We start from the raw sequence: 24,741 nt of genomic DNA, 5'->3' as shown, positions 1-24,741 counted from the left end.
TAATCGGTCGAGGACTTGACCTGAAGCAGAGAACCAGGTTTTTAGGAGCGTAAGCGACGCGAAAACCTGAGTGAATCGCTTCGTTCTGAGTGGAACGAAGAACTTCCTAATTGTAAGCTCATTTGATCTTCTGTGACAGTTTTGAGGCGAGCAGAGAACCAGGTTTTAAGAAGCGCAAGCGACGTGAAAACCTGTGTGAATCGCTCGGTTCCAAGCGTAAGCGCGGAACTTCCTTAAACAGATCCTGTGACGATAGCTGTGTGGTTCCACCCGTTCCCATTCCGAACACGGCAGTTAAGCACACATACGCCGAAAGTACTTGGCTGGTGACGGCCTGGGAGGATAGGTAGTCGCAGGTTCATATTCCTCGATAGCTCAATTGGTAGAGCACGCGGCTGTTAACCGCGGGGTTGTAGGTTCGAGTCCTACTCGAGGAGCCAAAAATCAAGCGCCTGCTGATGCAGGCGCTTTTTTCTTAAACCTCTAGAAAGTATAACAATAGAGGTACGTTAGCGCGAAGTCCGGTTAAAGTGCGCGCAAGCGTCGCAAAGAAAACACTATATTATATAAATATATTTGTGATCTTCGATTCTTAGCGCGCTTTGTGCTTATGTTTTCCGTTCCAAAACCTATCATCGTTTTTCTCAAATAATATAAAAGAAGCCTGCCGGAAAACCGGCAGGTAGGAATAACTAGTCAACTTTTTTGAATGCCATCGCTTTTGCGCCACATATGGGGCATTTTTCAGGAGCGCTACCCTCATGGATATGACCGCAAATGGTGCATAGGTAAAGGTCAGTCTCAGTGAGATTGTTCATATTATCATAGTATTTCTGATACAGATCAGCGTGGACTTTCTCAGCGCCATTCGCCAGTTCAAAGGTACGAATAGCGGCTGCATTGTTTTCAGCCTTGGCTTCGGTAATGAACGGTGGATACATCTCTTTATATTCATAGGTCTCACCAGCGACCGCAGTTTTAAGATTCTCCTGAGTTGACTTGATGGCGCCCATAGCTTTCAAATGAGCGTGTGCATGAATCGTTTCAGCTTCAGCCGCGGCGCGGAATAATTTCGCCACTTGTTTGTGCCCTTCGGCATCAGCTTGCTTGGCAAAAGCTAGATATTTGCGATTAGCCTGGGATTCGCCAGCAAATGCGGCGGCAAGGTTTTTATCAGTATTCGTCATCAAAATCCCTCCATTGATATATTTATTATCCATTAACTATTATTATCGATTATGTGAAAAAAGTCAAGAGCAACAGTAAAATTTAAAGCAAAAAGCAGCGTATTCTTCAAAAGAATACGCTGCTTTTTAAACAAAGTGTAAAGCTATTTTTTCTTTTTCTGTGATAAAAATCGGAGAACTTTTGCGCTTGTGGATCGGACGCGAGTCATCGGACCGGCGCTTGTTTTGACCTTGGGTTTCATATCGCTTTCTGAGCCGAAATCACCACGGCGAATATTCGTAATCTTCATCCGTTCAGGTTTTAGGAATTGCTTCAGTATTGAGACTGACTTATCCGGGCGACTTAGGTCGCCGCAGGTGAAAACGTCGACTGCTGCGTAACCCAGTTCAGGATAGGTATGAATATTCATGTGACTTTCCGCCAGCAGCGCCATCGCTGTCAGTCCCTGGGGTTCAAACTTGTAGGAGGTAAAGTCAAGAAGTGTCATACTAGACTCTGTTATTGCCGTTAACATAGCTTCTTTTATAAAGTCTAGGTCATCCAGACATTCAAAGCTACAACCGTACATGTCAACTGTTAGATGCTTACCGATAACCTTCACTACACATCGCCCCTTCTATGTGATCCATTTTTGAGGCGTTGGCTATTCCTCAATTAACGGGCAAAAATCAAAATTAATTAAAGAACAAGGCTGTCCTGCGCCAATTATTATATACATTATACAGATTCTCATTATATAGCTATTGTAGGACAATGTAAAGTCCATTTTCGCGTGATTCTCCACTAGTACTTTCTGATACCGATGCTAAGGTAAATAAATGAGTTATTTTCCATTTCCTGCAGGAATAATAGGCCTTCGAATCCAATGTTCTAAAAACAGCCTGCGTAACTTGCACGATTTTCCTGGGCATACTACTCCAGGCAGGATTAAGAACTATAACGAGAATCTATTTATTGATGACAAGTTTGTTTGAAAGAGGGTAACTATGGATATCAAAGCTCGAATCATCATCCGCAAAGGTGCTCAGCACAGAGTGGAGAACGGTCACCCCTGGGTGTACCAAACGGAAATTGGCGAGATCATTGGCCAGTTTGAACCAGGCGATATAGTCGATGTGTATAATCACAGGCAACGCTTTATTGGCAGAGGCTATATTAATCCACGTTCGCAGATCATTGTTCGGATCTTGACTCGTGAGCAGGAATCGATTGATAAAGATTTCTTTCGTCGACGCATCGAACGTGCGTGGGCGTACAGAAAACGCTTTCTTGCTGAACCGGACTATTGTCGGCTGATTTTTGGTGAAGCAGATTTTCTGCCAGGTCTGGTTGTGGACAAGTTTGGCAAGTATTTGGTTATGCAAAGCCTGGCGCTCGGCATCGATCAGTATAGCGCCGAGATTGTCTCTATACTAGATGAAATGTTTGAACCAGATGGCATCTATGAACGTAATGATGTTCCCGTTCGACGGTTAGAAGGGCTAGAGCAGCGTAAGGGATTTCTTAAAGGCAACTTTGATACAATCATACAGGTTAAAGAGAACGGCATTCCCTTTTATGCTGATATTGAGAATGGACAAAAAACTGGTTTCTTCTATGACCAACGCGAAAACCGGGCCTCTATTCGCCCGTTGGTTGGAGGGGCGGAGGTTCTTGATTGCTTCTGCCACACTGGTTCTTTTAGTGTACATTCAGCATTGTATGGAGCGAAAAAGGTGACCTCAATCGATATCTCTGAGGACGCTATTAGTCTCGCCAAAAGAAATGCTGCCTTAAACGGTGTCGAGAGTTGCTGTGACTTTCAAGTGGCCAATGCATTTGACGCGCTACGGGCGATGAGCGATGAACGGAAACTGTTTGATGTCGTTATTCTCGATCCGCCGGCCTTTACGAAAAGCCGCAGTGCGTTGGAGGGAGCGGTTCGTGGCTACAAAGAAATCAACCTCCGAGGACTTAAGCTGACCAAACCGGGAGGCTTTCTCATCACCTGCTCTTGTTCTTATCACATGGACCGTGATCTGTTTAGCGCTGTCATAGTTGATGCCGCAAGAGACGCAAGACGGACTATTCGTCAAGTTGATTATCGTTACCAAGCCAAAGACCATCCCATTTTACCGGCTGCGCCGGAGACAAACTATTTGAAGTTCATGGTATTACAGGTTGATTAACTTAACTATAAAATTATAAATTTCGTAGAGACCGAGGCTACGTTTCCACAGAGGGCGCAGAGTTAAAAAGAGGTCACAGAGGATGTAAGATGATTACTATTTTGAAACTCTGTGTCCTCTGTGTGACCTCCTTTACTCTGTGGAATAGTGCCCAGTGCTTCCTTAAGACCGCAGTAGCGGTTTTTTTCTTTTTAAAAGCGATAATGGGCGAATTTGTTATCTTTGCAGAGATATTTGGCGATAATAAACTCTGATTACAATTTGTGGGCAATAATACTTATAAATTGTACTTGCAAAAAGTGCAAAAGTCGAATAAGATCAAATTAAAGTCAAACAAGGTCAAACTTTTTTGGGGGAATTGTTGTGGCGAACTTAGCTGACATTATCGAAAAGTTTATCCTGCGGCGCTTATCCGACCAAGCGGAGGATATTGTCTTGTTACAGCGTAATGAATTGGCTGATGAACTGGAGTGTGCTCCTTCGCAGATTAGCTATGTGTTAAGCACTCGCTTTACCAGTGAACGGGGTTTCATTGTGGAGTCCAGGCGGGGTACGGGCGGCTATATTCGTATTGCCCGCATGCCTGCGGAGAGTTTTCAGACCAATCATAGCGAGGCTGCACCGATGTCACAGGCTGATTTAGAATCGTCTGTCAGACGATTGCGAGAAAACGGCCTACTATCAGCTAGAGAAGAATCGCTGATCTTAACCGTATTTCATTTGTTTCAGCAACGAATAGAGGCGACAGAGAGGCTGTATATCTTGCGTTCGTTGCTGAGTAGCTTAAGCAATAATTAGTATGAGGAGGCGAGTCGAGATGATTTGTGATGACTGCCAAAAACGGCCGGCTTGTGTACACATTACCAAAGTGAATAACAATCAGAAAACAGAAAAGCATCTTTGTGAATATTGTGCTCAGAAAGCGGGAGAGTTTAGTTTCACCTCAGACGCTGGCTTGTCTGTACAGGATTTACTGAAGGGCATGTTTAATCAGGGATATGTTGAAACGCAACAGAAATCGGCAACAGTTTGTCCGAATTGCGGGATGTCTTATGGTGATTTCAGCCATAATGGCAAGATCGGCTGTAGTGTTTGCTACTCGACATTTGCTGATCGACTGGGGCGAATGATGCGACGAATACATGGTGCCAACGTGCACACTGGCAAAGTGCCGCAGCGCACAGGCGGCGCTTTAGCTGCCAGGCAAAATATCAAGAAAATGAAGCGACAATTGGATACCTATATTGCTAGAGAAGAATATGAAAACGCTGCAAAGCTGAGAGATGAGATAAGAAACCTGGAGCGAGAACTTGAGGAACGGGAGAGGGGGGGACAGACATGTCAATAGCAGAACAATGGCTGGCTGAACCTGTTTTATCATGGATGAAGCCGAGTAATGCAGATAGTGATGTAGTACTATCAAGTCGGATTCGCTTAGCGCGGAATCTTTCCGGCATTCCGTTCCCTAACCGAGCAGATGGTAAACAACTAGCCCAAGTTGTGACGCAAGTCGATGACGTCATTCCTGAGTTGGAGAAGAGCGGTCACCAATATGCTGCTATACGACTGGATAGTCTAAATCCGCTTGAACGCTTCGTTCTAGTGGAACGCCATATAACCAGTCCTGGTCATGTTGAGGAGCCTTGTGAACGATCAATTATTTTACGAGATGACGCCGCAGTCAGCATCCTGGTCAATGAAGAAGATCATTTGCGCATACAATGCATGCGTCCAGGGTTGGACTTAGCAGAGGCATATGTCAATGCAAATAGTATTGATGACATGTTGGAATCGCAGCTGGATTTTGCCTATAGTGAACAGCTGGGCTATCTGACGTCATGCCCTACAAATATCGGGACAGGATTACGCGCATCTGTTATGCTGCATCTGCCTGGCCTGGTGTTGACTAAACAAATACAGCGAATGGTGTCTGCAGCGACTCAGTTAGGCATGGCAGTACGCGGTATCTATGGCGAGGGAACAGAGGCTTCTGGTAACATGTTTCAATTATCTAATCAACTAACGTTAGGCTATAGCGAGCAAGAAATAGTCGATAATCTAACCAGTGTTGCTCGCCAAGTGGTTGAACAAGAACGGGGAGCGCGAGGCGCTTTACTGGCAGACGCCGGGGTATCACTGACTGATCGTATATGGCGGGCCTATGGCGTGTTACGGTTCGCCCGCAGTATTTCCGCTCAAGAGGCGCTTGCTCTTCTCAGCGAAGTTCGTTTAGGAGTGGATCTGGGAATCCTTGATGCAGTCGAGGCTCAGGTTTTTAACGAACTTTTGGTCACGATCCGGCCGCACTATCTTATAAAGCAATATGGTAAGCCTGAGTATGATGCCGCGGAGCGGGATCAGCTTAGGGCTAGGGTAATTCGAGAAAAGCTTGCACAAGCGTCGCAAACGAAGACTGAACAAGATGGGGAGGAATTATAATGTTTGACAAATTTACTGATCGGGCTAATAAGGTGATGGAACTGGCTTACCAAGAGGCTGCAAAATACCGCCACGGTTATGTTGGCACTGAACATTTGCTATTGGGCTTGATTGCTGAAGGTGAAGGAGTGGCTGCTCAGGCGCTGCTGTCTTTAGGAATCAGTCTGGAAGCAGTTCGGCAACAAGTAGAAAGTGCAATGGGACAAGGCCAAAGTGAGGAGAAAAAGATTGTTCCCACACCACGCGTAAAAAAAGTCATCGAGCTTGCTTTTCAACATGCCCAACATCTCGGGCATAACTATGTCGGCACCGAACACCTGCTGCTCGGCTTGATCGCTGAAGGAGAAGGCATTGCCGCCCAAGTCTTGGTCTCCCTTGGCGCAGACTTAAATACGGTTGGCAAAAAAGTCGTGGAACTGCTGGGCGGGTTTTCCATGTCCGGTCAGGCACCCCAGCCCAAAGGCAATACAGCAGGTAAAGGAGCAGGGACACCTGCACTAGACGAATTCGGTCGCGACCTCAATAAGCTCGCGGCAGAGGGCAAGATTGATCCGGTTATTGGCCGCGAATCGGAGATTGAACGGGTTATCCAGATACTCAGCCGGCGAACAAAAAACAACCCAGTTCTGATTGGTGAGCCGGGAGTCGGCAAAACAGCTATTGCCGAGGGTTTAGCGCAAAAGATTATTGACGGTCAGGTACCAGATGCATTGCGTGACAAGCGAGTCGTATCATTAAATATGGCGTCTATTGTCGCTGGGTCCAAATACCGCGGCGAATTTGAAGAGAGATTGAAGAAGGTCATGGATGAAATCAGTCAATCTGGCTCAATCATCTTGTTTATTGATGAGCTCCACACCTTGATTGGGGCAGGAGCGGCTGAAGGGGCCATTGATGCTGCAAATATCTTGAAGCCAGCATTGGCTCGCGGTGAGCTGCAGGTGATTGGCGCCACTACGCTAGACGAATATAAGAAACATATTGAGAAAGACAGCGCTCTAGAACGGCGTTTTCAAACCGTCACGGTGGGAGAACCCAGTGTTGAAGATGCGATTAAGATTCTCAAGGGCTTGCGGGATCGTTATGAAGCCTTCCACAAAGCCACGATCACCGATGAAACAATTGAGGCTGCGGTGAAGCTTTCCTCCCGCTATATTGCTGACCGGTTTTTGCCAGACAAAGCAATTGACCTGATGGATGAAGCTGCTTCCCGTGTTCGGCTGCAAGCCTTCTCAACCCCGCCTGACCTAAAAGATATCGAACGTCAATTGGAAAAGCTGGCGATCGAAAAGGAATCAGCCACGAAGACTCAGGAATTCGAAAAGGCTGCCCAACTTCGAGATCAAGAACGGGCGCTGCGCGAGGAATTTGAGCAGAAACAAAAAGAATGGAAACAAACAGGCAGCGGCCAAATTACGGTTACACCTGATGACATCGCTTATGTTGTAGCCGCCTGGACCGGGATACCGGTTAAAAAGCTGGCTGAAGAAGAATCAGATAGACTGCTCAAGCTAGAAGAAGTGTTGCATGACCGGGTTGTCGGTCAACACGAGGCGGTAAAGGCTGTAGCCAGAGCGGTGCGTCGCGCCCGCTCCGGCCTCAAAGATCCGAAACGCCCGATTGGCTCCTTCCTGTTCCTTGGACCGACCGGTGTTGGCAAAACTGAACTGGCCAGAGCGTTAGCGCAAGCGCTATTCGACGATGAAAACGCAATGATCAGACTGGATATGTCTGAGTATATGGAAAAACATACAGTATCCCGCTTGGTTGGTTCGCCTCCTGGCTATGTCGGCTATGATGAAGGTGGGCAACTTACTGATGCGGTGCGCCGTAAGCCCTATTCGGTTATCTTGTTCGATGAAATAGAGAAGGCTCATTACGATGTATTCAACATCTTGCTGCAGATTCTCGAAGACGGCCGCTTAACTGACAGCCAAGGTAGAACTGTTGACTTCAAAAACGCTGTCATCATCATGACCTCAAATGTTGGAGCCAAGTATCTTGGTAAAGACAGCGCTGCTCTTGGTTTCCTGGCAGATATGAAGAAAGACGATGCGGTGGCTGACAAAAATCGAGTACTCGAGGACGTGAAAAAGACGTTCCGGCCGGAGTTCCTCAACCGTATCGATGAGATGATTGTGTTTGGCAGCTTAAGTGACGACGAACTGAAACGAATCACTCGGTTCATGTTGCGTGATGTAGCTAATCGTTTGACTGAAAACGGCATTAGCCTAGAAGTCTCCGATAGTGCGGTGCAAGAATTGTTGAAGGAAGGTCGCGATCCGGCATATGGCGCACGGCCACTTCGCAGGGCTATTCAGAAGCTGGTGGAAGACCCCGTGGCTGAAATGCTGCTCAAGCGTGAAGTCGTCGCAGGGGATACAATTATGGCTGATGCGGGGACAGATGGTCTGACCTTTACCAAAAAATAATAGAGGAATCTAACCCACTCATGACGAAACAAGCGCTACATGGTAGCGCTTGTTTTTTTAATCCGTAACCCTCTGCGGGTGCCTCCGCGTACTCTGCGGTTCGTCCTCTACAGTGGGTATTCCTAAAGGAGAAATAATTTTGAGTAAACGCAAAACAGCATTTTTTTGTCAAGGCTGCGGTGCTGAGTCGCCCCGTTGGGTGGGGCGGTGCCCAGGCTGTGGCGCCTGGAATAGCATGGTTGAGGAGCCTATCTCTGTTGAACGTACAACTGGGAAGGGGCTAGCCTTAGGATTATCTGACGGACAGTCGCCAGTCGCCATTACTGCTATCGAGATCGAAGAAGCGCCGCGCTTGCGTACTGGCTCAGGCGAACTCGATAGAGTGCTTGGTTCCGGTCTGCTGCCTGGATCGCTTAGCATTATTGTCGGCGACCCGGGGATCGGTAAATCCAGTTTAACGATAAAGGTTTGCGCCCACATGGCCGAGAATTATGGTAAAACTCTTTATGTGACAGGGGAAGAAAGCGCTCATCAGATCAAGCTGCGGGCTGATCGATTAGGCGCGATTCGCGACAATCTCTTTGTACTGAGCGAAACGAATTTGGAAGTTATCGAGCAGCAAGCTCTCAAACTAAAACCTGCTTTACTGGTGATTGACTCTGTGCAAACAGTGTATCGCCCCGAAATCCAGAGTGCGCCAGGCAGCATCAGTCAAGTGCGCGAGAGCGCTATGCAACTCTTACGGTTGGCTAAGTCAAACCAGATTACGACGCTACTTGTCGGGCATGTCTTAAAAGATGGCACACTGGCCGGCCCACGCGCCCTCGAACATATTGTGGATACAGTGCTATATTTTGAAGGTGATCGGCATGGTCAATACCGAGTGCTGCGGTCTGTCAAAAACCGCTTTGGCGCCACTAATGAAATTGGGCTGTTTGAGATGCGTGGTGAGGGCCTGGTTGATGTGCCAGATGCGTCACGAATATTTTTATCTGAACGACCACTCGATGTACCAGGCAGCATTGTCATCCCAACCATCGAAGGCACTAGACCGCTATTGGTAGAAGTTCAGGCGCTGGTCAGTTCCTCGCCGTTCATGCCGCCGCGCCGAACCTCTGACTCGGTTGATAATAAGCGGATACAACTGCTGTTAGCTGTTCTTGAAAAACGAGTCGGCATTATGCTTGGCAGTTCAGACGTCTACGTCAAAGTTGCAGGCGGCATCAAAATTGACGAACCTGCTATCGATTTAGGTTTGTGTGTCGCTCTAGCCTCTAGCTTCCGTAATGCGAAGACTGCCTCGCACACTGTCTTTCTCGGAGAGGTGGGGCTAGCCGGCGAAGTGCGCGCTGTCACGCAAATTGAGGCGCGGATTCGTGAGGCAGAGCGGATGGGCTTCAAAACCATTGTCTTGCCGCAAGGAAGTTTAAAAAGACTCTCTATACGCTCAACTGCCCAGCTAGTTGGAGTGCAGACAGTTCGTGAAGGTCTGGACGCAGCGTTTCAGTGAAATAAGAGAAGCCCACACGGTTGCATGGGCTTCTCCCTTTATAAATCCGTAGACTCTGCCGGTCATCTTCCGCGTACTCTGCGGTTATCGTAATCGTCTAATCAAATCATTTCTTCCCAGGCAACTGTAGCGTGTCTGCCACCCTGCGGGCATAGGCTTTATTTTCAATAACCTTTACCACTTGAAACCGACGATTATCCTCAGTCAACAGTTCGTCGCCGACGTTGACAATGAGCGGAATTGTCATCAGACTTTCACCGCCAGCTTCATCCACAATCTCATAGTAATCGTAAATTGGCTGTGGAGTTGGTTTTTGATGCAACGGCAGTAAACTCATCGGCAAATATAATAACGAAAAATAGACAATAACAGCTATTGCAAGTCCGGCTAGCAAGAGAAATGTAATTCGGCGTTTGGCGATCACTGTCTCACCTTCATCTCCGTCTTCCTCTTTGCAAAATACATTACTTCTTACGTCGACGTCGTAATGGTCCAAGAAAATTTGTAAACTCCACTTTGCGGAAATGTCTGATTTTGTTTTTAAGCTCCCGCCAACTGCCTGTGCTTAAGTAAAGGTATAAGCCAGCCCCGCCAACTAAGACTGCCAAAATTTTCGCAATGTCAGAACCGTAGTCAGTGGGGCCCGGTGGTGTCGGAGGCGGCGGTGAAGCAGCATCATTGGTAGTTTGCCCGGCGTCGCTGCCAGCCGCTTCAGCGACTTTGGGTAATTGAATAAATAAGGGAACCGTTTCAGCGAAATAGGCGATGCTTTTTTTAGCAGCATCGAGCGAGTTATTTTCTGTACCCACCTCAACCAGCATGCTACGGGGCATGATATCCTGGTTATAGTTGCCGTGGGCAATAAAGATACCTCTGATCAGCCCTTTATATTTGGAATCAGCGGCTGCCTTAATTTGTTTAGCATAGCTTTGTGTAGTATTGAAGTTTTGATTTTCACGTCCGACAACCAGCACCAGTTTAGCGACATCCTCGCCCCTAATTTGCGTGATATAAGATTGAAGCGGTGCGCTGTCCCGGTGCAGATCAAACAAGGCGGTCGGTTGCTCACTCAGAAGTTTGATAAATGTCCGGCGTGAGCGTTGATAGGCATTGGCGTCATGCGGTTCGTGAAGCGTTTTATTGTGGTTTGTTCTGTACCCTAGCTCGCCCAGTTTAGTCGCGAAGACGTCTCCTACAGTCATAATGCTGCCTTTGCCTGGTGTGGTGGCCTTTCCATCAGTAGGAATATACGACTCATCATTATGGGTGTGATAGATGGAGATTAGCGGCGTAGTCGGTGCCTCCGCTGGCGTCTGAGCAGGTAACGCCAAGTCTAGATTCATATCTTGTGACAGATTAGCTTTATATACTGCCAAGGCCCGCGAGTTATCCACCAACAGTATTTCATACAGGCGATTATCTTCATTGATGAACTCATCCCCAGGATGGACTTTTCTCCCAGTCTCATAAATGATGGAGCCAGTTTCGTCGACCACGGTTATATACCCGGAGGGTAACTCGTCGTGCGCCGTTCCCAACGCAGGAAATGAACAGCCTGCAAAGAACGCGATCAATACACATATTTTGAGCAGCCGCATGGTTGCACCTCTCTATCTGGAAGTACCCTTAGCGTGTCCTGTACGGTGCGAATTATGTGTCCAGGCAAAGAAAAAGCGCGCCAAACGGCGCGTAGAGAATCGATGGCGGTGGGGCAGCACGCTACCCCACTAGCCGCACAACGTACAAGATATGTAGCCGTAGCCACGTTGTGGCGTTCGTGCTAAAACGGTTCTCCCTTATAGGGTTAGGATAAATGAAAGACTCCCAGAGTTGTCAAGTTCTTGCGTTCTTGTTCCATGATATCCCGGATGTTAAGTCCGGCAAGATTGCAGAGAGCAGTCTGGTAAAACATGCTGCGCCCCATCTCCTTGGCAATGACTTCGCGGCAATGGGTGCAGGGCTGACCGGAGGTGTGATTTGACATATATTGTTTCAAATCACGGAATTCGGCTCCTTCAGGAATCTCTTGGCGGCCAGCTTCGATAGTGACACAACCACACTCCGTCACAGCCTTGGCGTAAGCTCTGTTTACTCGGGCAGCGGCTTCTTGATATTTAGTTAAGACATCAAATACACTACGGTGACGAACCAGGTATTCATCAACAGCATCTTGAAATTGGTAACAGCACTTGTCATTCATGCTCGACACCTCGCTTTGGTTTTATTATATAGATTGCCTTTAGACGTTGTCAATGGCAGATGCGAGTCCGGGACGTTGGTTTAACGCAAGACTAGAGATCAATTGTCCCGAGAAGTGAGTTTGTGCTAAAATAAAGAAGAGTTGATTGGTGGATTTTTTATTCATCTGAATCCTAGTCGCACTTATCCAGGGACTTAGCCGCGCTTTCTTCCGCTTAAGAGAAGTGGGAGTCTTAGCGAGGTTTGGTCATCGGGTAAAAAGATTTGTCCAGCCTCAGAGTTGAAAAGGAATATTTGCGCAAGATTTTAATGAAGAGGTAATTATGAATCATCAACAAATCCTCAACCTTTTATGTGACGGGCCAGTTATCCCGGCAGTGAGAACCTATGAAGACTATAAACATGTTCTTTTACATATACCTGGTCCTAGTGTCATACTGCTGTTTGGAGATATCAACACTCTGCCTGGATTGCTTGCTGAGGCTCAAAAGCATGGCAAACGTTTGCTCATTCATTTAGATCTGCTCGAAGGAGTTGGCAAAGATCGAGCTGGTATTAAAATGTTGGCAAGGCTTGGCGTCAACTCAATGATCACCACAAAGTCCCACCTCGCCAAAAGCGCTCGGGAGGAGGGCATGTTGGTCATTCAACGCTTGTTTTTAATGGATTCAGAAGCATTGAAGCATGGTATTCACTTGCTGAAGGGATTTACACCAGATGTTGTGGAGGTACTGCCAGCGACTGTTCCCGCTTCTGTGGTTAGGCAACTCGCCAAAGCGACAGGTGTTCCGATTTTGGGTGGCGGTCTTGTGTTTACCGAGGAAGAGGTTAGGCAGGCGCTGGCAAGTGGTATTTGCGCTGTCAGCACCAGCCAAAAAAGTTTATGGAATATGGGAGGCTAAGTCGTGCAACAGAACCGTATTGTATTAACCAATGGCAGTGGACTACATGCTAGACCAGCCGCGCAGTTTGTGAAGAAGGCAGCCGGGTTCAAAAGTTCTGTAACTGTTGAGGCAAATGGAAAGAAGGCTGATGCTAAAAGTATTTTGCAGCTTCTTAGCCTAGGCGCAAAAGATGGAACGGAAATAGTGATTGCTGCCGATGGCTCTGACGAAGTTGAGTGCATTTCTTCACTGAGAGAACTGCTTCGTGGCGGCCTTGTCGAATAGCAAGTAATCGTGAAATAAATAACTTATTCTCTGTGTATAAAGATGGAGGATTATACTGGATAATGTTGAATATGTTGTAATAAATACATATTTGGACGAGAGATAAAGAGAAGTCCAGACTTGCCTCGGATGTTCCGGGGTCAAGTTGGGCTTTTTTCTTTTGCCTGTAAACAATGCCGGGGAACAATCTATTACCGGATTATTGATAGGAGTGAAAGTGTGTCTACGATAAGCAAAGCAGATGTGGTAGTTATTGGCGGCGGCATAGTTGGCGCAGCTGTTGCCCGTGAGTTATCCCGCTATCAGTTAGATATTGTGTTGCTGGAAGCAGAAACAGATATCGCGATGGGAACCTCAAAAGCGAACAGTGCCATACTACATGCCGGGTTTGACGCAAAACCGACATGTTGGAAAGCCAGGCTTAATGTACTGGGCAATGCGCTTTATCGGCAGCTCCAGGACGAACTTAAACTGCACATCGGATGGACAGGTTCCCTAGTTGTCGCAAAAGACCCAGTCGATATGGCGGTACTAGAGGAGCTTTTGGTCCGCGGCCAACAAAACGGAGTGAATGGGCTGGCGCTGCTCGGACGAGACGAGGTCCTGGCGAGAGAGCCTAATCTAGCCAGTGATATCACAGGTGCTCTCTGGGCGCCCACGGCTGGGATCATTTGTCCGTTTGGCGCAACTTTCGCTTTTGCGGAGAATGCCATACGCAATGGGGCAACTCTGCTTCGCGAAACACCGGCGCTCGATATTGTAGTAGAAAATGGACGCGTCGCCGGGGTCAGAACACCGCAAGGCGTAATCAACACAAAATTTGTCGTCAACGCGGCTGGCGTGCGGGCCGACGACATCGCCCGTCTGGCTGGCGACGAGAGCTTCACTATCCAAGCGCGTAAGGGTGAATATATCTTGTTTGACCGGTCGGTGAGAAATCTGGTCAACTCTGTGATTTTTCCGGCCCCGAGTAAGATATCTAAGGGAATATTAATTGCACCCACCGTGCATGGCAACTTATTTATTGGTCCTGATGCGCAAAACATTGACGATAAAACCGACATTGCGGCAACCGGCAATGGTATGGATCGTGTCATTACAGGCGCTCGCCGCTTAGTTCCCAATCTGCCGCTGCAGGCGGCTATTACTCAATTTTCTGGTCTGCGGGCTACTGCTGAAGACGGAGATTTTATTTTGCGCGAATCAGAAGCTGCTCGTGGACTCGTGCATGCGGCTGGTATTCAGTCTCCCGGATTAACCGCTGCGCCAGCAATTGCCCAGGTAGTCTCTGCTTTGCTGAAAGAAGCTGGACTGAAACTGAGTGAAAAGAGGGACTTTAATCCTGCTAATCCATTAAAGCCAGCCTTTCAAGAACTGAGTTGGGAGCAACGGTCTAGCTTGATCGCCAGCAATCCACTTTACGGTCGCGTTATTTGCCGCTGCGAAACCGTTACTGAAGCCGAAATTGTTGCTGCCATCCATTCACCATGCGGCGCACGGACGGTAGACGGCGTCAAGCGGCGGGTTCGGGCAGGCAGTGGGCGTTGTCAAGGCGGCTTTTGTGGTCCAAGGGTGACCGCCATTTTAGCCAGGGAATTAAACATTCCGATGACTGAAGTGCGTAAGGATAGCATAGACTCCCGACTTTTCTTTGACAAATTGCCAGGGAATTGTGAGGTGCCTGCCCATGAATAAACAGTTTTTTGATGTCGCCATCATAGGTGGTGGCCCCGCCGGTTTGGCCGCAGCGCTTAGTGCCCGAAAAGCTGGCGCCAAGCAGGTAGTCATTCTGGAGCGAGACGTTGAACTGGGCGGTATACTGCAGCAGTGCATTCACAACGGCTTTGGCCTGCATCGTTTTCAGGAAGAACTAACCGGTCCCGGTTATGCCGGACGATTTGTCCGCATGGTACGTGCCGATACTGGGATTACGGTCTATACGGAAGCCATGGTTCTTGAAGTTGCCAAGGATAAGACGATATGGGCGGTCAGTCCAACCCTTGGCCTGATACAGCTATCTGCAAGAGCAGTTATCTTTGCCATGGGCTGCCGTGAACGCACTCGCGGCGCGATTCGGATTCCCGGCTACCGACCGGCAGGCGTGTTTACCGCTGGCGCTGCGCAGCGCATGGTTAATATGGAAGGCTTTTTGCCCGGAAAAAATATTGTCATTTTAGGTTCTGGCGACATCGGCTTAATTATGGCGAGACGGATGACACTGGAAGGAGCGAAGGTTCAGGCAGTTGTTGAACTGATGCCGTTTTCAAATGGTTTGACACGCAATGTGGTTCAGTGCCTGGAGGATTTTGCTATTCCGCTGCATTTATCACATACAATCACGTTTGTGCATGGCCGTGAAAGAGTAACCGGCGTATCAGTTGCGGCTGTTGACGCCAATCGCTGCATTGTTCCAGGCTCAGAGTTCTATCTGCCCTGCGATTGTTTGCTGCTGTCAGTAGGTCTCATTCCGGAAAATGAGCTTTCGCGAGCAATGGATATTTGCTTGGATGGGCTAACAAATGGTCCAGTTGTCGATCAATACCGTCAGACCTGTGTTAGTGGTTTTTTTGCCGCGGGCAATGTTGTCCATGTCCACGACTTGGTCGATTTCGTCTCTGAAGAAGGCGATATTGCTGGACGCAGCGCCGCTTTATTTGCAAATGGTGAGTTACCGCTAGAGAAGCAATACATCAATGTTAAGGCGGAAACCGGTATCCGGACTGTGGTGCCGCAACGCATTAGCTTGCCAACTGCTGCCGGCGAAAAGGTCCGGCTGTTTATGCGCGCCCAGGAACCGCTAACACGTTCGACGCTAACCATTACCACAACTGCAGGCAAGTTGGTAGAACGAAAGCTGCCGGTTGCCAAACCAGGCGAAATGATTGTCGCTGATATATCAACAGAAAAGATCTCGCCAGATAGCCAAGAAATTATTGTGACACTTTTGCCGCAATCCCTAGGAGGTGCATAACTGTGAGTGAACTACAAAGGCAGCCAATCACGCAGCGGGTTAGTTGTATTGTCTGCCCGATGAGCTGTGTTGGCGAAGTCGAAATAGCAGAAGGTCAGGTTGTCCGCATGGTGGGCTTTAGCTGCGAACGGGGCCGCGCCTATGCCGAGAGTGAGGTTACTGCCCCGAAGCGAGTGCTGACAACGACAGTGAAGCTTAATGGCGGAACTCTCCGCCTACTGCCCGTCGTTTCTCGCCAGCCTCTGCCTAAAGATAAAATAGCTGCTTGTGTTCGTTGCTTGGCCTCTGTAGAAGTCGAGGCTCCGGTCAAAGAGGGAGACATTATTTCTGGCGACCTTCTTGGTCTGGGCGTGGATATAGTGGCCAGTCGGGACGTGGAGAGTGTATCCCGGTAACAGTAAGGTAAACAGCGAAATGATTTTTTTGATCATTAGCCGATTTATGCTATACCAATTACAGGATTTCTTGCAACTAGTGTAGAACAACGGAAATGCTGCAGTAATGTGTGCTAACAACGATAAATAGGCGCAAGTGATTATGCGACTATAGGGAGGTGGCGAAGAATCGTTGCAGGCAACTGGGTTATGCGCAAAAAAGAGGAGGAGAGCATCTTGAACAAACGTCTGGTAGGGTTGTTGGCCCTTGTTATGGTCCTCGTATTTACCGCCGGTATTCTCGGCGGCTGCGGTGGCGCCAAGGAAGCAGAGAAACCGAAGGCTGCCGACACTCCCAAAGGGAAGTTAATGATCTATACTTCTATCTATCCTGATATTATCGAGAGTGTAAAACCAGCTCTTAAAAAAGCGTTCCCGGATATTGAAATTGAGTGGTTCCAAGCCGGTACGGAAAAAGTTATGGCTAAAGTAGCCGGTGAAATTGAAGCGAAAAAAATCTCGGCCGACCTGCTGATGGTAGCCGATCCGTCTTATTATCTAACTCTGCAGGAAAAAAACCTGTTGCTGAAATACGATTCCCCTAACCGTAAAGATGTAAAACTCAATAAAGACCAAGACGGCTATTGGACAGGCGTACGGGTCAGCAATATGATCATCGCCTACAACACCGCCAAAGTCAAACCTGAAGACGCTCCGAAAAGCTTTAAAGATCTCCTTGATCCGAAATGGCAAGGCCGCATCGCCATGCCTAGCCCGCTTCTTTCCGGTACAGCGTATGTATTCGCTGGCGTCCTGAAAGACACCTACGGCTGGGAGTATTTTGAAAAATTAAAAGCTAACGGTCTGAAAGTTGAAGAAGGTAACTCAGCCATTCAAAACAAACTAATTCGCGGTGAATATCACGCAGTCGTCATCCTGGAAGAAAATATCTTGAAAATGGCTGATAAAGGTGAACCGGTTAAAGTCGTATATCCGGCTGACGGCACTGTCGTAATTCCTAGCCCGATCGCCATTTTCAACTCGAGCAAAAACCAGGAGCTCGCCAAGAAAGTACTTGACTGGTGGATTTCCAAAGAAGGTCAGGAAGCAATTGTCAAGGGCTGGATGCACTCAGTTCGCGATGACGTAGCATCACCGAAAGGCGCACCTGCGCTCAAGACTTTTGCTGACAAAGGCAATAAGCCTGATTGGCTGAAACTGTCCAAGGAAAACGAAACAGTGAAAGAGACATTCCGAGCTAAGGTTCTAGAGAAGTAGCAGGACGCAGGGGAGTGAGGGGAATCCTTCACTCCTCTAATGTGGGGGGCTAACGTGGATAAGAAGTTTTCGTTGCCGGGTTTTCAGGCTAAATGGTCTGTAATCGCCATTGCTGTTGCCGTTTTGGTCATATTTACTGTTCTGCCGATGCTATACTTAGTTCTGCGCAGTTTCGCCACTGAAGGCGGCTGGAGCGTCGAGAACTACAAGGTAGTATATGGGAGCTCTGTTAACCTAAGAGCGTTTGTCAACACCATTAAAATCTCTCTATTGGTTACATTGATTAGCGTGCTAATCGCATTCCCGCTGGCGTGGCTTGTTGGCAGGACCAACTTGCCGGCTCGTGGTCTGTTCCGCACTCTGTTTGTCGCCACCTATATGATTCCGCCCTATGTTGGTGCTATTGCCTGGACGCAGCTCCTTAGCCCGAATACTGGCTATCTGAATGAATGGCTGGTACATGTACTAGGGTTATCGGAAGCGCCATTCGACATCTATACGATGAGTGGTCTTATCTGGTGTATGACTATTTTTCATTTACCGTTTGCGTTCATCGCGATCTCGCGCGCGCTGGAGAAAATGGACCCTAGTCTAGAGGAAGCATCACGAATTTCCGGCGCTTCTCCGCTGACCACTCTGTTTCGGGTTACCCTACCGCTCATGTTCCCCAGTATTTTGGCAGGCGGTGTTTTGGTCTTTATCGGTGTAGGCTCAGCCTTCGGCATTCCTGCGATTATCGGTATGCCAGGTCAAATCGAAGTGCTGACAACTCGAATCGTCACGTATGTTTATATGGGTACAGGCAAAGGTATTAAAGAAGCTACCGCACTGGCGGTATCTCTGATGCTAGTTGCGAATGCCATTCTTTATGGAATGACGGCAATGTTAGGTCGCAAAGAATATGTGACCATCGGCGGCAAGAGCACCAGGCCTGGCATCGTTGACCTGGGAGTCTGGAAGTGGCCAATCACTGCCGTCGTGTCGCTTTATGCCTTCGTTTCCGTCGTCCTACCGATGGGTTCGATCTTTGTGACTTCACTGATTAAGTCACTATCACGGCCAATTACATTCGAAAACATGACACTAAGGAATTGGTTGGCGGTCGTACAGAATGACCAATATATGGACCCCCTAATTAACAGCTTCGTCTTGGCAGGTGTTGCAGCAACTCTGTGTACTGTCATCGCATTACTGGTGTCTTACTTATTAGTAAAGACTCGGACCAAAGGTCGAAAATTACCAGATGGGTTAGCTACACTGGGAGGCGCGACTCCGAGCATTGTTATCGCACTAGCACTAATCCTAACCTTCTCAGGTGAGTTTGGGCTCAATCTGTATTCTACCATGTCCATTCTCGTTGTCGGCTATATGGTTAAATATCTGACGATGGCAGTGCGTACCATATCTGCCTCGCTTACTCAGGTTCACATATCGCTGGAGGAAGCGGCGCTAAGTTCAGGTGCTAGTTGGCTGCGGACACTGAAAGATATCCTCTTGCCACTGATCTCACCGTCTATCGTTGCCGGCTGGTTTCTGGTATTTATGCCATCCTTCTACGAATTGACGATGTCTATCCTTCTCTATGGAGCGAAGACCAAGACAATTGGCGTGTTGCTGTATGAGCTGCAAACTTATGCCGATCCGCAAGACGCTTCTGTGTTGGCAATGGTCGTTTTACTCATTGTCCTTGTCAGCAACCTCATTTTGCGTAAGATATCAAAAGGGCAAATTAGCATTTAAATTCTAGCGCTAGGCGATGATCAGCGTGCCCTAGGAGTTCACAGTAAAGGAGAAGACAGCGTGGCTGAAGTAAAGATTGAGTCTGTTAGTAAATTGTTTGGCGAAGTGAAAGCTGTAGATAATTTTACGGCGACTGTTCGTGATGGAGAATTTGTTTCGATTCTCGGCCCATCAGGCTGTGGCAAGACGACAATGCTGCGGATGATTGCTGGGTTTGAGAAAGCAAGTTTGGGAGAAATTTCTATTGGTGATCAACTGGTTAGCTCATCAAAAGTAAAGAAATTCTTACCACCGGAGAAGCGCAATATTGGCATGGTCTTTCAGTCCTATGCCGTATGGCCACATATGAGTGTTTTTGATAATGTCGCCTATCCTCTGAAGATTCGTAGAGTCAATAGTCAAGAAATCCAGGAAAAAACGATGAAAGCATTAGAGCTCGTGCATCTAGATCAATATGCACAGCGCTTCCCTAACCAGTTATCAGGGGGGCAGCAACAACGGGTTGCTTTGGCGAGGGCACTAGTCGCAGAGCCGCGTTTGCTGTTACTGGATGAACCACTCAGTAACCTTGATGCAAAGCTGCGTGAAAGCATGCGCTTTGAGATTAAAGAACTGCAAAAAAAATTGGCGATTACCGTTATTTACGTTACCCATGATCAGGCGGAAGCCATGGCGATGTCTGACCGGATTATTGTTATGCATGCTGGCGTGATTCAACAGGTGGATGAGCCGACTGTAATTTATGAGAATCCGGCGAATCAAATTGTTGCAGACTTTATCGGACTCGTTAATTTCATTGAGGCTGATGCCACCGAGGGTCGAGTCTCTCTGCCTGAACTGGGTATGGAGCTAGCCTATGAGGCGCCCTTTACCGGTAAGGGCGTGGTTGCCGTGCGTCCGGAGCACATTCAGCTTAGCAGCTCAGGTGCTGGCGTGAAGGGCACCATTTTGCATCGTTTATATCTTGGTGATGCGACCGACATCCGGGTGCAGGTGAAAGACAAAGTCCTCCGTGTCATTGACAAGGGTAATTCGTATCAAAAGTATTCCGAAGGCGATGCAGTTGTGATTGATTTTGACAAGCTGATTGTGTTTCCAAATGAAAAGCTATCTTAGACAAAGGCGAGAGGTAGCAGCATGACCAACCTTAGCCACATAACCTGTTTCCTGCTAGACATGGATGGGACGGTATATCTGGGCGACAAATTGCTGCCAGGCGCTCTAGAATTTTTGCAACAGGCAAAACAGGCGGGGAGCGATCTACTGTTTCTAACCAATAATTCCTCGCGCAGTACTGCCTATTATGCGGAGAAGCTGACTCGCATGGGTTGGCCAGCCAGCCCGCAAGATATTTTGACCTCGGGGATGGCAACGGCAGCTTATATACACTCTTTGCAACCGAAAGCAAGAGTATATTTAGTCGGCACTCAAGAGTTGGCAGATGAGTTTAGCACCTGGGGACTGATCCTGACAAGCGATGCTCCGGATTTCGTGGTTCTGGGCTTTGATACAACGCTTACCTATCATAAGCTGCAGACCGCGTGTCAATTAATAACCGACGGTGTTTGCTACATCGCAACCCATCCGGATATCAATTGTCCGACAGAAACTGGCTATATCCCAGATTGCGGAGCAATGATCGCCTTGATCCAGGCATCAACAGGCAGACTGCCTAAAGTGATTGGGAAGCCCAACAAGGAAATTATCGAAGCCGCTTTTTCTCGCAAACCCTACTCCACCAGGCAAATGGCAATGATCGGGGATCGCCTATATACCGATATGGCCACAGCAAAAAATGCAGGCATAACCGGGATATTGGTCCTTAGCGGGGAAACGAAACAAGAGCATTTAGCAGAGTCACCCATTGAACCTGATTATGTATTTGATAATCTTGGCGAACTTGCTTATAGACTGCGACAAACAGAATAGAAAACGCATTTGTTTCATAGCAATAGTCAAAGTATGATATACCTAATTTTTCGGAAGAAAAGGCGGGGTGCTATTTTGAAAAGACCTATGAGACAATGGCGTTCCCTCGGGACTGCCCTTCTCTACTTAGGGCCGTCCCTTTTTATCTTTTCGCTATTTATTTTCTACCCTTTGATTAAGTCTTTCCGTCTGAGTTTGCATACGACTGACCTCTTAGGGGCAGAAAAACAGTATGTTGGTTTTCATCAGTATGTCGACATCTTCACCCAAGGACACTTTGGCCAAGACCTCGGGGTAACCTTATTGTTTACTGCCTACACCGTTATCCCCGGCATCTTGATCAGTCTTTTGCTTGCCTATATCGCCAATTGGAAACTGCGGGGGATTGGCGTTTTCCGGACTATTTTTGCCACTCCCTTGGTTATTGCTGTTGCCAGTGCCTCGCTAATTTGGATGATGTTGTTTAATCCGAGCGCTGGAGTGTTAAACTTCTTCCTACAAAAGATCGGACTGTCATCAGTGAATTGGCTGGCTGACCCCAATTGGTCCTTGTTTTCCGTCTCGCTGGTCGCCGTCTGGCGTGGTCTGGGTTTCAATACGATTGTACTATTGAGCGGGCTGCAGTCTGTGCCTGAACAATTGTATGAGAGTGCGAAGATTGACGGTGCGGGACCGGCTAGAACCTTTTTGGATATTACCTTGCCTATGCTTTCTCCAACCTTGTTCTTTGTTTTTATCGTATCAGTGATTAATGCGCTGCAAGCGTTTGGTGAGATTAATATCTTAACCCAAGGCGGACCAGCAGAAGCGACCACTGTCATTGTCTATTCAATTTATCGCGAGGCGTTCTTCAACTTTAACTTTAGCTTTGCCAGTGCCCAGGCTATCGTGTTGTTCCTGGTCATATTCCTGCTCACTGTTTTGGAGTTTTACGTCTTGGAAAAGAAGGTGTTTTACCGGTGAAGCCAATTGTAACGGTAAATACAATTTCTCGCTCGAAGACAAAACCGATTGCTGTGCAACTATCCCTTTTGCTTGCTAATGGACTGCGCTATCTAGTGCTGCTTTTGGCTGCGTTAGTTATTCTTTTTCCTGTACTTTATGCTCTGGCGGTGAGTCTAGAGAGTGCAGCCGAAAGTGTGGCCTATCCGCCGGTATTTATCCCCACTCAGCTGCACTGGGAGAGCTATCAAAAAGCACTAGAGACAGCACCGATTCTGCGATTTATTACCAACAGCTTTATTGTTTCCGCTGTCGTTACTGTTGGACAGATCATTACCGCCAGCTTAGCTGCTTATGCGTTTAGTTTCCTTGACTTCCCGGGAAGAAGTTACATCTTTTATGCTTTCCTTTCCACCATGATGATCCCTTGGGAAGTAACTATCATTCCCAATTACTTTACAATTAAAGAACTCGGCTGGCTGGATACCTATCAAGGATTATCTGTGCCGTTTCTAGCATCTGCCTTTGGCACATTTATGCTCAGACAATCCTTCCTCACACTACCCAAGCAATTGTTCGAAGCGGCACGAATTGATGGCTGCGGGCATTTCCGGTTTTTTCTAACCATGGTTTTGCCTTTGTCTCGGCCGGCACTTGGTACGCTTGCTGTTTATGCCTTCCTCATGACCTATAATCAATATCTCTGGCCCTTGCTGGTTACCAATAGTGATGTTATGCGTACTGTCCAAATTGGCCTATCCATGCTGCAATGGGATCAGGCGGCAGCTTGGAACTCGATGATGGCTGGCGTAATCTTGGTGTCTATTCCAACAGCATTGCTGCTAGTCTTGGGACAGAAGCAGCTTGTGCGTGGGCTGACCAAGGGGGCGATAAAGGGATAGCTTTTTAAGATGATTTGATGGAGGGTGAGAGAATGGTTAGTAAAAAACTTATTGCCGTACTGGTGTTGGTTGCTTTCGCCGCATTGCTGACAGGTTGCGGAGCAACCAAGGAAGCGCCTGCAGCCGACACAAAGAAACCGGTTAAAGTGGTATTTTGGTATTCACTCGCCGGCAAGATTTCTGAAACCACTAAGAAGATGGTAGAAGAATTCAACAAGACCCATCCGGATATTCAAGTCGAGGCCATCTACCAGGGTTCCTATGATGACTCAATTAACAAATTGAAACAATCTATTCAATCGAAGAGCGCTCCTCACGTCATCCAGATTTATGATATTGGCACCCGTTTTATGATCGATAGCAAATCAGTCGTACCTGCCCAGAAGTGGATAGATACAGACAAAATCGACGTGGCTAAATTTGAAAAGAATATCATGGGCTATTACACAGTAGACAACAAGCTGTATTCTATGCCGTTCAATACATCGACGCCAATACTCTATTATAACAAAGACGCCTTTAAGGCAGCTGGTCTCGATCCTGAGAAGCCGCCACGCACCTTTGAAGAAGTGGCCGAAGCAGCTCGTAAGTTAACCGTTAAAGAAGGCGGTAAAGTAACCCGTTCCGGTATGTCAATTGCGATTTATGGCTGGTTCTTTGAACAACTGATGGCCTTGCAGAACGCAACCTATGCGAACAACAATAATGGCCGCGATAGTTTAGCGACTGCTGTTACTATTAACGGTCCAGAAGGTGAAAAGATTCTTAACTGGTGGAACGATATGGTGAAAGAAGGCTCGGCTGCCAACATGGGCCGCAAAACAGCTGATACCCAGAAGGCGTTTGTCGGCGGACAAATCGCGATGACCATTGATTCAACCGCCGTTCTAGGCGACATCATGAATGGTGTTGGTGGCAAGTTCCAAGTTGGTACTGCGTTTATGCCACGTCCAGCAGATTCCAAAGGCGGAGTCATTATTGGCGGCGGTTCACTGTGGATGTTGAGTGGACATTCAGATAAGGAAGAAAAAGCCGCTTGGGAGTTTGTCAAATTTATGACTTCTGCGAAGCAACAAGCCTATTGGCACATCAACACAGGCTATTTCCCTGTAACCCAATTGGCCTATGATGATCCCGATCTCAAAAAGCATCAAGAAAAGTATCCGCAATTTAAGGTTGCCGTCGATCAACTGCATGCAACACCTGTCACCCGGCCGACCCAGGGCGCTCTACTAGGCGTATTTACCCAAGCTCGTCAAGAGGTTGAAGGCGCAATCGAGCGGACACTTACCGGTCAAGCAAGTGCCAAAGACTCTTTAACAAAAGCGCAGGATACGATTAATGCTTCCATTGGGCGTTATAACCAAACAATAAAATAATATTGCGTTTCGTTCAATCAATAAGAGCGAGGTTGCGTTTTGCCGCAGAGTACGCAAAGGCTAATCCTCTGCGGGACCCTCTGCGTACTCTGCGGTTAACGTTTTTTCCCTCGGGATATGG

General features: G+C 47.7%; 23 protein-coding genes, 1 tRNA gene and 1 rRNA gene. 20 read left to right on the top strand and 5 right to left on the bottom strand.

Going from position 1 to position 24,741, the window contains the following annotated elements; all coding sequences use genetic code 11:
- Positions 1–242 precede the first annotated feature (242 nt).
- Both rrf and AXX12_RS14945 read left to right on the top strand, forming a co-directional pair.
- A 5S ribosomal RNA gene (rrf, locus tag AXX12_RS14950) occupies positions 243–359 on the top strand.
- A 5-nt stretch (positions 360–364) separates the two neighbouring features.
- Positions 365–440 (top strand) — tRNA-Asn (locus AXX12_RS14945).
- A 252-nt stretch (positions 441–692) separates the two neighbouring features.
- On the opposite strand, the gene AXX12_RS14940 is transcribed toward AXX12_RS14945, so the two are convergent.
- Entirely contained in the window at positions 693–1,187 is a 495-nt protein-coding gene (locus AXX12_RS14940) for a rubrerythrin family protein (RefSeq protein ID WP_066244429.1), read from the bottom strand.
- A 143-nt stretch (positions 1,188–1,330) separates the two neighbouring features.
- Positions 1,331–1,789, bottom strand: coding sequence for an adenosylmethionine decarboxylase (speD, locus tag AXX12_RS14935; RefSeq protein ID WP_074431377.1), 459 nt, complete (start codon positions 1,787–1,789; stop codon positions 1,331–1,333).
- 385 nt (positions 1,790–2,174) lie between these two features.
- Here speD and AXX12_RS14930 point away from each other — a divergent pair, with 385 nt between their 5' ends.
- The 6 genes from AXX12_RS14930 (at position 2,175) to radA (ending at position 9,737) form a co-directional block, all read left to right on the top strand.
- Positions 2,175–3,356 (top strand): class I SAM-dependent rRNA methyltransferase, encoded by a 1,182-nt coding sequence (locus AXX12_RS14930; RefSeq protein ID WP_066244426.1) that lies wholly within the window; start codon positions 2,175–2,177, stop codon positions 3,354–3,356.
- 363 nt (positions 3,357–3,719) lie between these two features.
- On the top strand, positions 3,720–4,154 hold the full coding sequence (locus tag AXX12_RS14925; protein WP_066244424.1) for a CtsR family transcriptional regulator: 435 nt from the start codon (positions 3,720–3,722) through the stop codon (positions 4,152–4,154).
- Between the two features lie 19 nt (positions 4,155–4,173).
- Positions 4,174–4,704 (top strand): UvrB/UvrC motif-containing protein, encoded by a 531-nt coding sequence (locus AXX12_RS14920; RefSeq protein ID WP_066244420.1) that lies wholly within the window; start codon positions 4,174–4,176, stop codon positions 4,702–4,704.
- Positions 4,695–5,795 carry a protein arginine kinase gene (locus tag AXX12_RS14915; RefSeq protein ID WP_066244416.1) on the top strand — a complete coding sequence of 367 codons (1,101 nt, stop codon included), beginning with the start codon at positions 4,695–4,697 and terminating at the stop codon, positions 5,793–5,795. Before AXX12_RS14920 ends, AXX12_RS14915 begins: the two co-directional genes overlap by 10 nt.
- Complete coding sequence (locus AXX12_RS14910; RefSeq protein WP_066244413.1) at positions 5,795–8,227, top strand: ATP-dependent Clp protease ATP-binding subunit; 2,433 nt, start codon at positions 5,795–5,797, stop codon at positions 8,225–8,227. Before AXX12_RS14915 ends, AXX12_RS14910 begins: the two co-directional genes overlap by 1 nt.
- A 136-nt stretch (positions 8,228–8,363) precedes the next feature.
- Positions 8,364–9,737, top strand: a complete 1,374-nt coding sequence (gene radA / locus AXX12_RS14905; protein WP_156478689.1) for a DNA repair protein RadA — start codon at positions 8,364–8,366, stop codon at positions 9,735–9,737.
- Positions 9,738–9,843: 106 nt separating this feature from the next.
- On the opposite strand, the gene AXX12_RS14900 is transcribed toward radA, so the two are convergent.
- From AXX12_RS14900 to AXX12_RS14890, 3 genes are all read right to left on the bottom strand, one after another.
- Positions 9,844–10,233, bottom strand: coding sequence for a stage II sporulation protein P (locus AXX12_RS14900; RefSeq protein ID WP_231881911.1), 390 nt, complete (start codon positions 10,231–10,233; stop codon positions 9,844–9,846).
- Positions 10,202–11,335, bottom strand: a complete 1,134-nt coding sequence (gene spoIIP, locus AXX12_RS14895; RefSeq protein WP_066244406.1) for a stage II sporulation protein P — start codon at positions 11,333–11,335, stop codon at positions 10,202–10,204. Before spoIIP ends, AXX12_RS14900 begins: the two co-directional genes overlap by 32 nt.
- A 206-nt stretch (positions 11,336–11,541) precedes the next feature.
- Positions 11,542–11,937, bottom strand: coding sequence for a DUF1573 domain-containing protein (locus tag AXX12_RS14890; RefSeq protein ID WP_066244404.1), 396 nt, complete (start codon positions 11,935–11,937; stop codon positions 11,542–11,544).
- A 322-nt stretch (positions 11,938–12,259) separates the two neighbouring features.
- On the opposite strand from AXX12_RS14890, the gene AXX12_RS14885 reads away from it, so the two are divergent.
- From AXX12_RS14885 to AXX12_RS14830, 12 genes are all read left to right on the top strand, one after another.
- Complete coding sequence (locus AXX12_RS14885) at positions 12,260–12,838, top strand: glycerol-3-phosphate responsive antiterminator (RefSeq protein ID WP_066244401.1); 579 nt, start codon at positions 12,260–12,262, stop codon at positions 12,836–12,838.
- Positions 12,839–12,841: 3 nt separating this feature from the next.
- Complete coding sequence (locus AXX12_RS14880; protein WP_066244397.1) at positions 12,842–13,105, top strand: HPr family phosphocarrier protein; 264 nt, start codon at positions 12,842–12,844, stop codon at positions 13,103–13,105.
- A gap of 219 nt (positions 13,106–13,324) precedes the next feature.
- Positions 13,325–14,800 (top strand): NAD(P)/FAD-dependent oxidoreductase, encoded by a 1,476-nt coding sequence (locus AXX12_RS14875; protein ID WP_197470738.1) that lies wholly within the window; start codon positions 13,325–13,327, stop codon positions 14,798–14,800.
- Positions 14,793–16,076, top strand: coding sequence for an NAD(P)/FAD-dependent oxidoreductase (locus tag AXX12_RS14870; RefSeq protein WP_066244394.1), 1,284 nt, complete (start codon positions 14,793–14,795; stop codon positions 16,074–16,076). Before AXX12_RS14875 ends, AXX12_RS14870 begins: the two co-directional genes overlap by 8 nt.
- 2 nt (positions 16,077–16,078) lie before the next feature.
- On the top strand, positions 16,079–16,471 hold the full coding sequence (locus AXX12_RS14865) for a DUF1667 domain-containing protein (RefSeq protein WP_231881910.1): 393 nt from the start codon (positions 16,079–16,081) through the stop codon (positions 16,469–16,471).
- A 216-nt stretch (positions 16,472–16,687) separates the two neighbouring features.
- Positions 16,688–17,728: an ABC transporter substrate-binding protein gene (locus tag AXX12_RS14860; RefSeq protein ID WP_231881909.1), complete on the top strand. Its 1,041-nt coding sequence runs from the start codon at positions 16,688–16,690 to the stop codon at positions 17,726–17,728.
- Between the two features lie 54 nt (positions 17,729–17,782).
- Entirely contained in the window at positions 17,783–19,468 is a 1,686-nt protein-coding gene (locus AXX12_RS14855; RefSeq protein WP_231881908.1) for an ABC transporter permease, read from the top strand.
- A 60-nt stretch (positions 19,469–19,528) separates the two neighbouring features.
- Positions 19,529–20,584, top strand: coding sequence for an ABC transporter ATP-binding protein (locus tag AXX12_RS14850; protein WP_066244389.1), 1,056 nt, complete (start codon positions 19,529–19,531; stop codon positions 20,582–20,584).
- Positions 20,585–20,605: 21 nt separating this feature from the next.
- Positions 20,606–21,397, top strand: coding sequence for an HAD-IIA family hydrolase (locus tag AXX12_RS14845; protein WP_066244387.1), 792 nt, complete (start codon positions 20,606–20,608; stop codon positions 21,395–21,397).
- Positions 21,398–21,472: 75 nt separating this feature from the next.
- On the top strand, positions 21,473–22,360 hold the full coding sequence (locus AXX12_RS14840) for a carbohydrate ABC transporter permease (protein ID WP_231881907.1): 888 nt from the start codon (positions 21,473–21,475) through the stop codon (positions 22,358–22,360).
- Positions 22,361–22,428: 68 nt separating this feature from the next.
- Complete coding sequence (locus AXX12_RS14835) at positions 22,429–23,241, top strand: carbohydrate ABC transporter permease (RefSeq protein WP_066244475.1); 813 nt, start codon at positions 22,429–22,431, stop codon at positions 23,239–23,241.
- A gap of 32 nt (positions 23,242–23,273) precedes the next feature.
- The gene (locus tag AXX12_RS14830; protein ID WP_197470737.1) at positions 23,274–24,620 is read left to right on the top strand and encodes an ABC transporter substrate-binding protein; all 1,347 of its coding nucleotides are present in this window, start codon (positions 23,274–23,276) and stop codon (positions 24,618–24,620) included.
- The last annotated feature ends 121 nt before the right edge of the window (positions 24,621–24,741 follow it).

Origin of the sequence: Anaerosporomusa subterranea (genome assembly GCF_001611555.1) — a bacterium.
Lineage (GTDB): Bacteria > Bacillota > Negativicutes > Sporomusales > Acetonemataceae > Anaerosporomusa > Anaerosporomusa subterranea.
Note: the sequence above shows the minus strand (reverse complement) of the source record. Positions and strands in the feature narration are given on the sequence as shown.

Bases quoted from the DNA above. Each gene is read 5' to 3' on its own strand.
- AXX12_RS14940 (WP_066244429.1), bottom strand. From the start codon at position 1,187: ATGACGAATACTGATAAAAACCTTGCCGCCGCATTTGCTGGCGAATCC.
- AXX12_RS14930 (WP_066244426.1), top strand. From the start codon at position 2,175: ATGGATATCAAAGCTCGAATCATCATCCGCAAAGGTGCTCAGCACAGA.
- AXX12_RS14920 (WP_066244420.1), top strand. From the start codon at position 4,174: ATGATTTGTGATGACTGCCAAAAACGGCCGGCTTGTGTACACATTACC.
- AXX12_RS14915 (WP_066244416.1), top strand. From the start codon at position 4,695: ATGTCAATAGCAGAACAATGGCTGGCTGAACCTGTTTTATCATGGATG.
- AXX12_RS14910 (WP_066244413.1), top strand. From the start codon at position 5,795: ATGTTTGACAAATTTACTGATCGGGCTAATAAGGTGATGGAACTGGCT.
- spoIIP (WP_066244406.1), bottom strand. From the start codon at position 11,335: ATGCGGCTGCTCAAAATATGTGTATTGATCGCGTTCTTTGCAGGCTGT.
- AXX12_RS14890 (WP_066244404.1), bottom strand. From the start codon at position 11,937: ATGAATGACAAGTGCTGTTACCAATTTCAAGATGCTGTTGATGAATAC.
- AXX12_RS14885 (WP_066244401.1), top strand. From the start codon at position 12,260: ATGAATCATCAACAAATCCTCAACCTTTTATGTGACGGGCCAGTTATC.
- AXX12_RS14870 (WP_066244394.1), top strand. From the start codon at position 14,793: ATGAATAAACAGTTTTTTGATGTCGCCATCATAGGTGGTGGCCCCGCC.
- AXX12_RS14845 (WP_066244387.1), top strand. From the start codon at position 20,606: ATGACCAACCTTAGCCACATAACCTGTTTCCTGCTAGACATGGATGGG.
- AXX12_RS14830 (WP_197470737.1), top strand. From the start codon at position 23,274: ATGGTTAGTAAAAAACTTATTGCCGTACTGGTGTTGGTTGCTTTCGCC.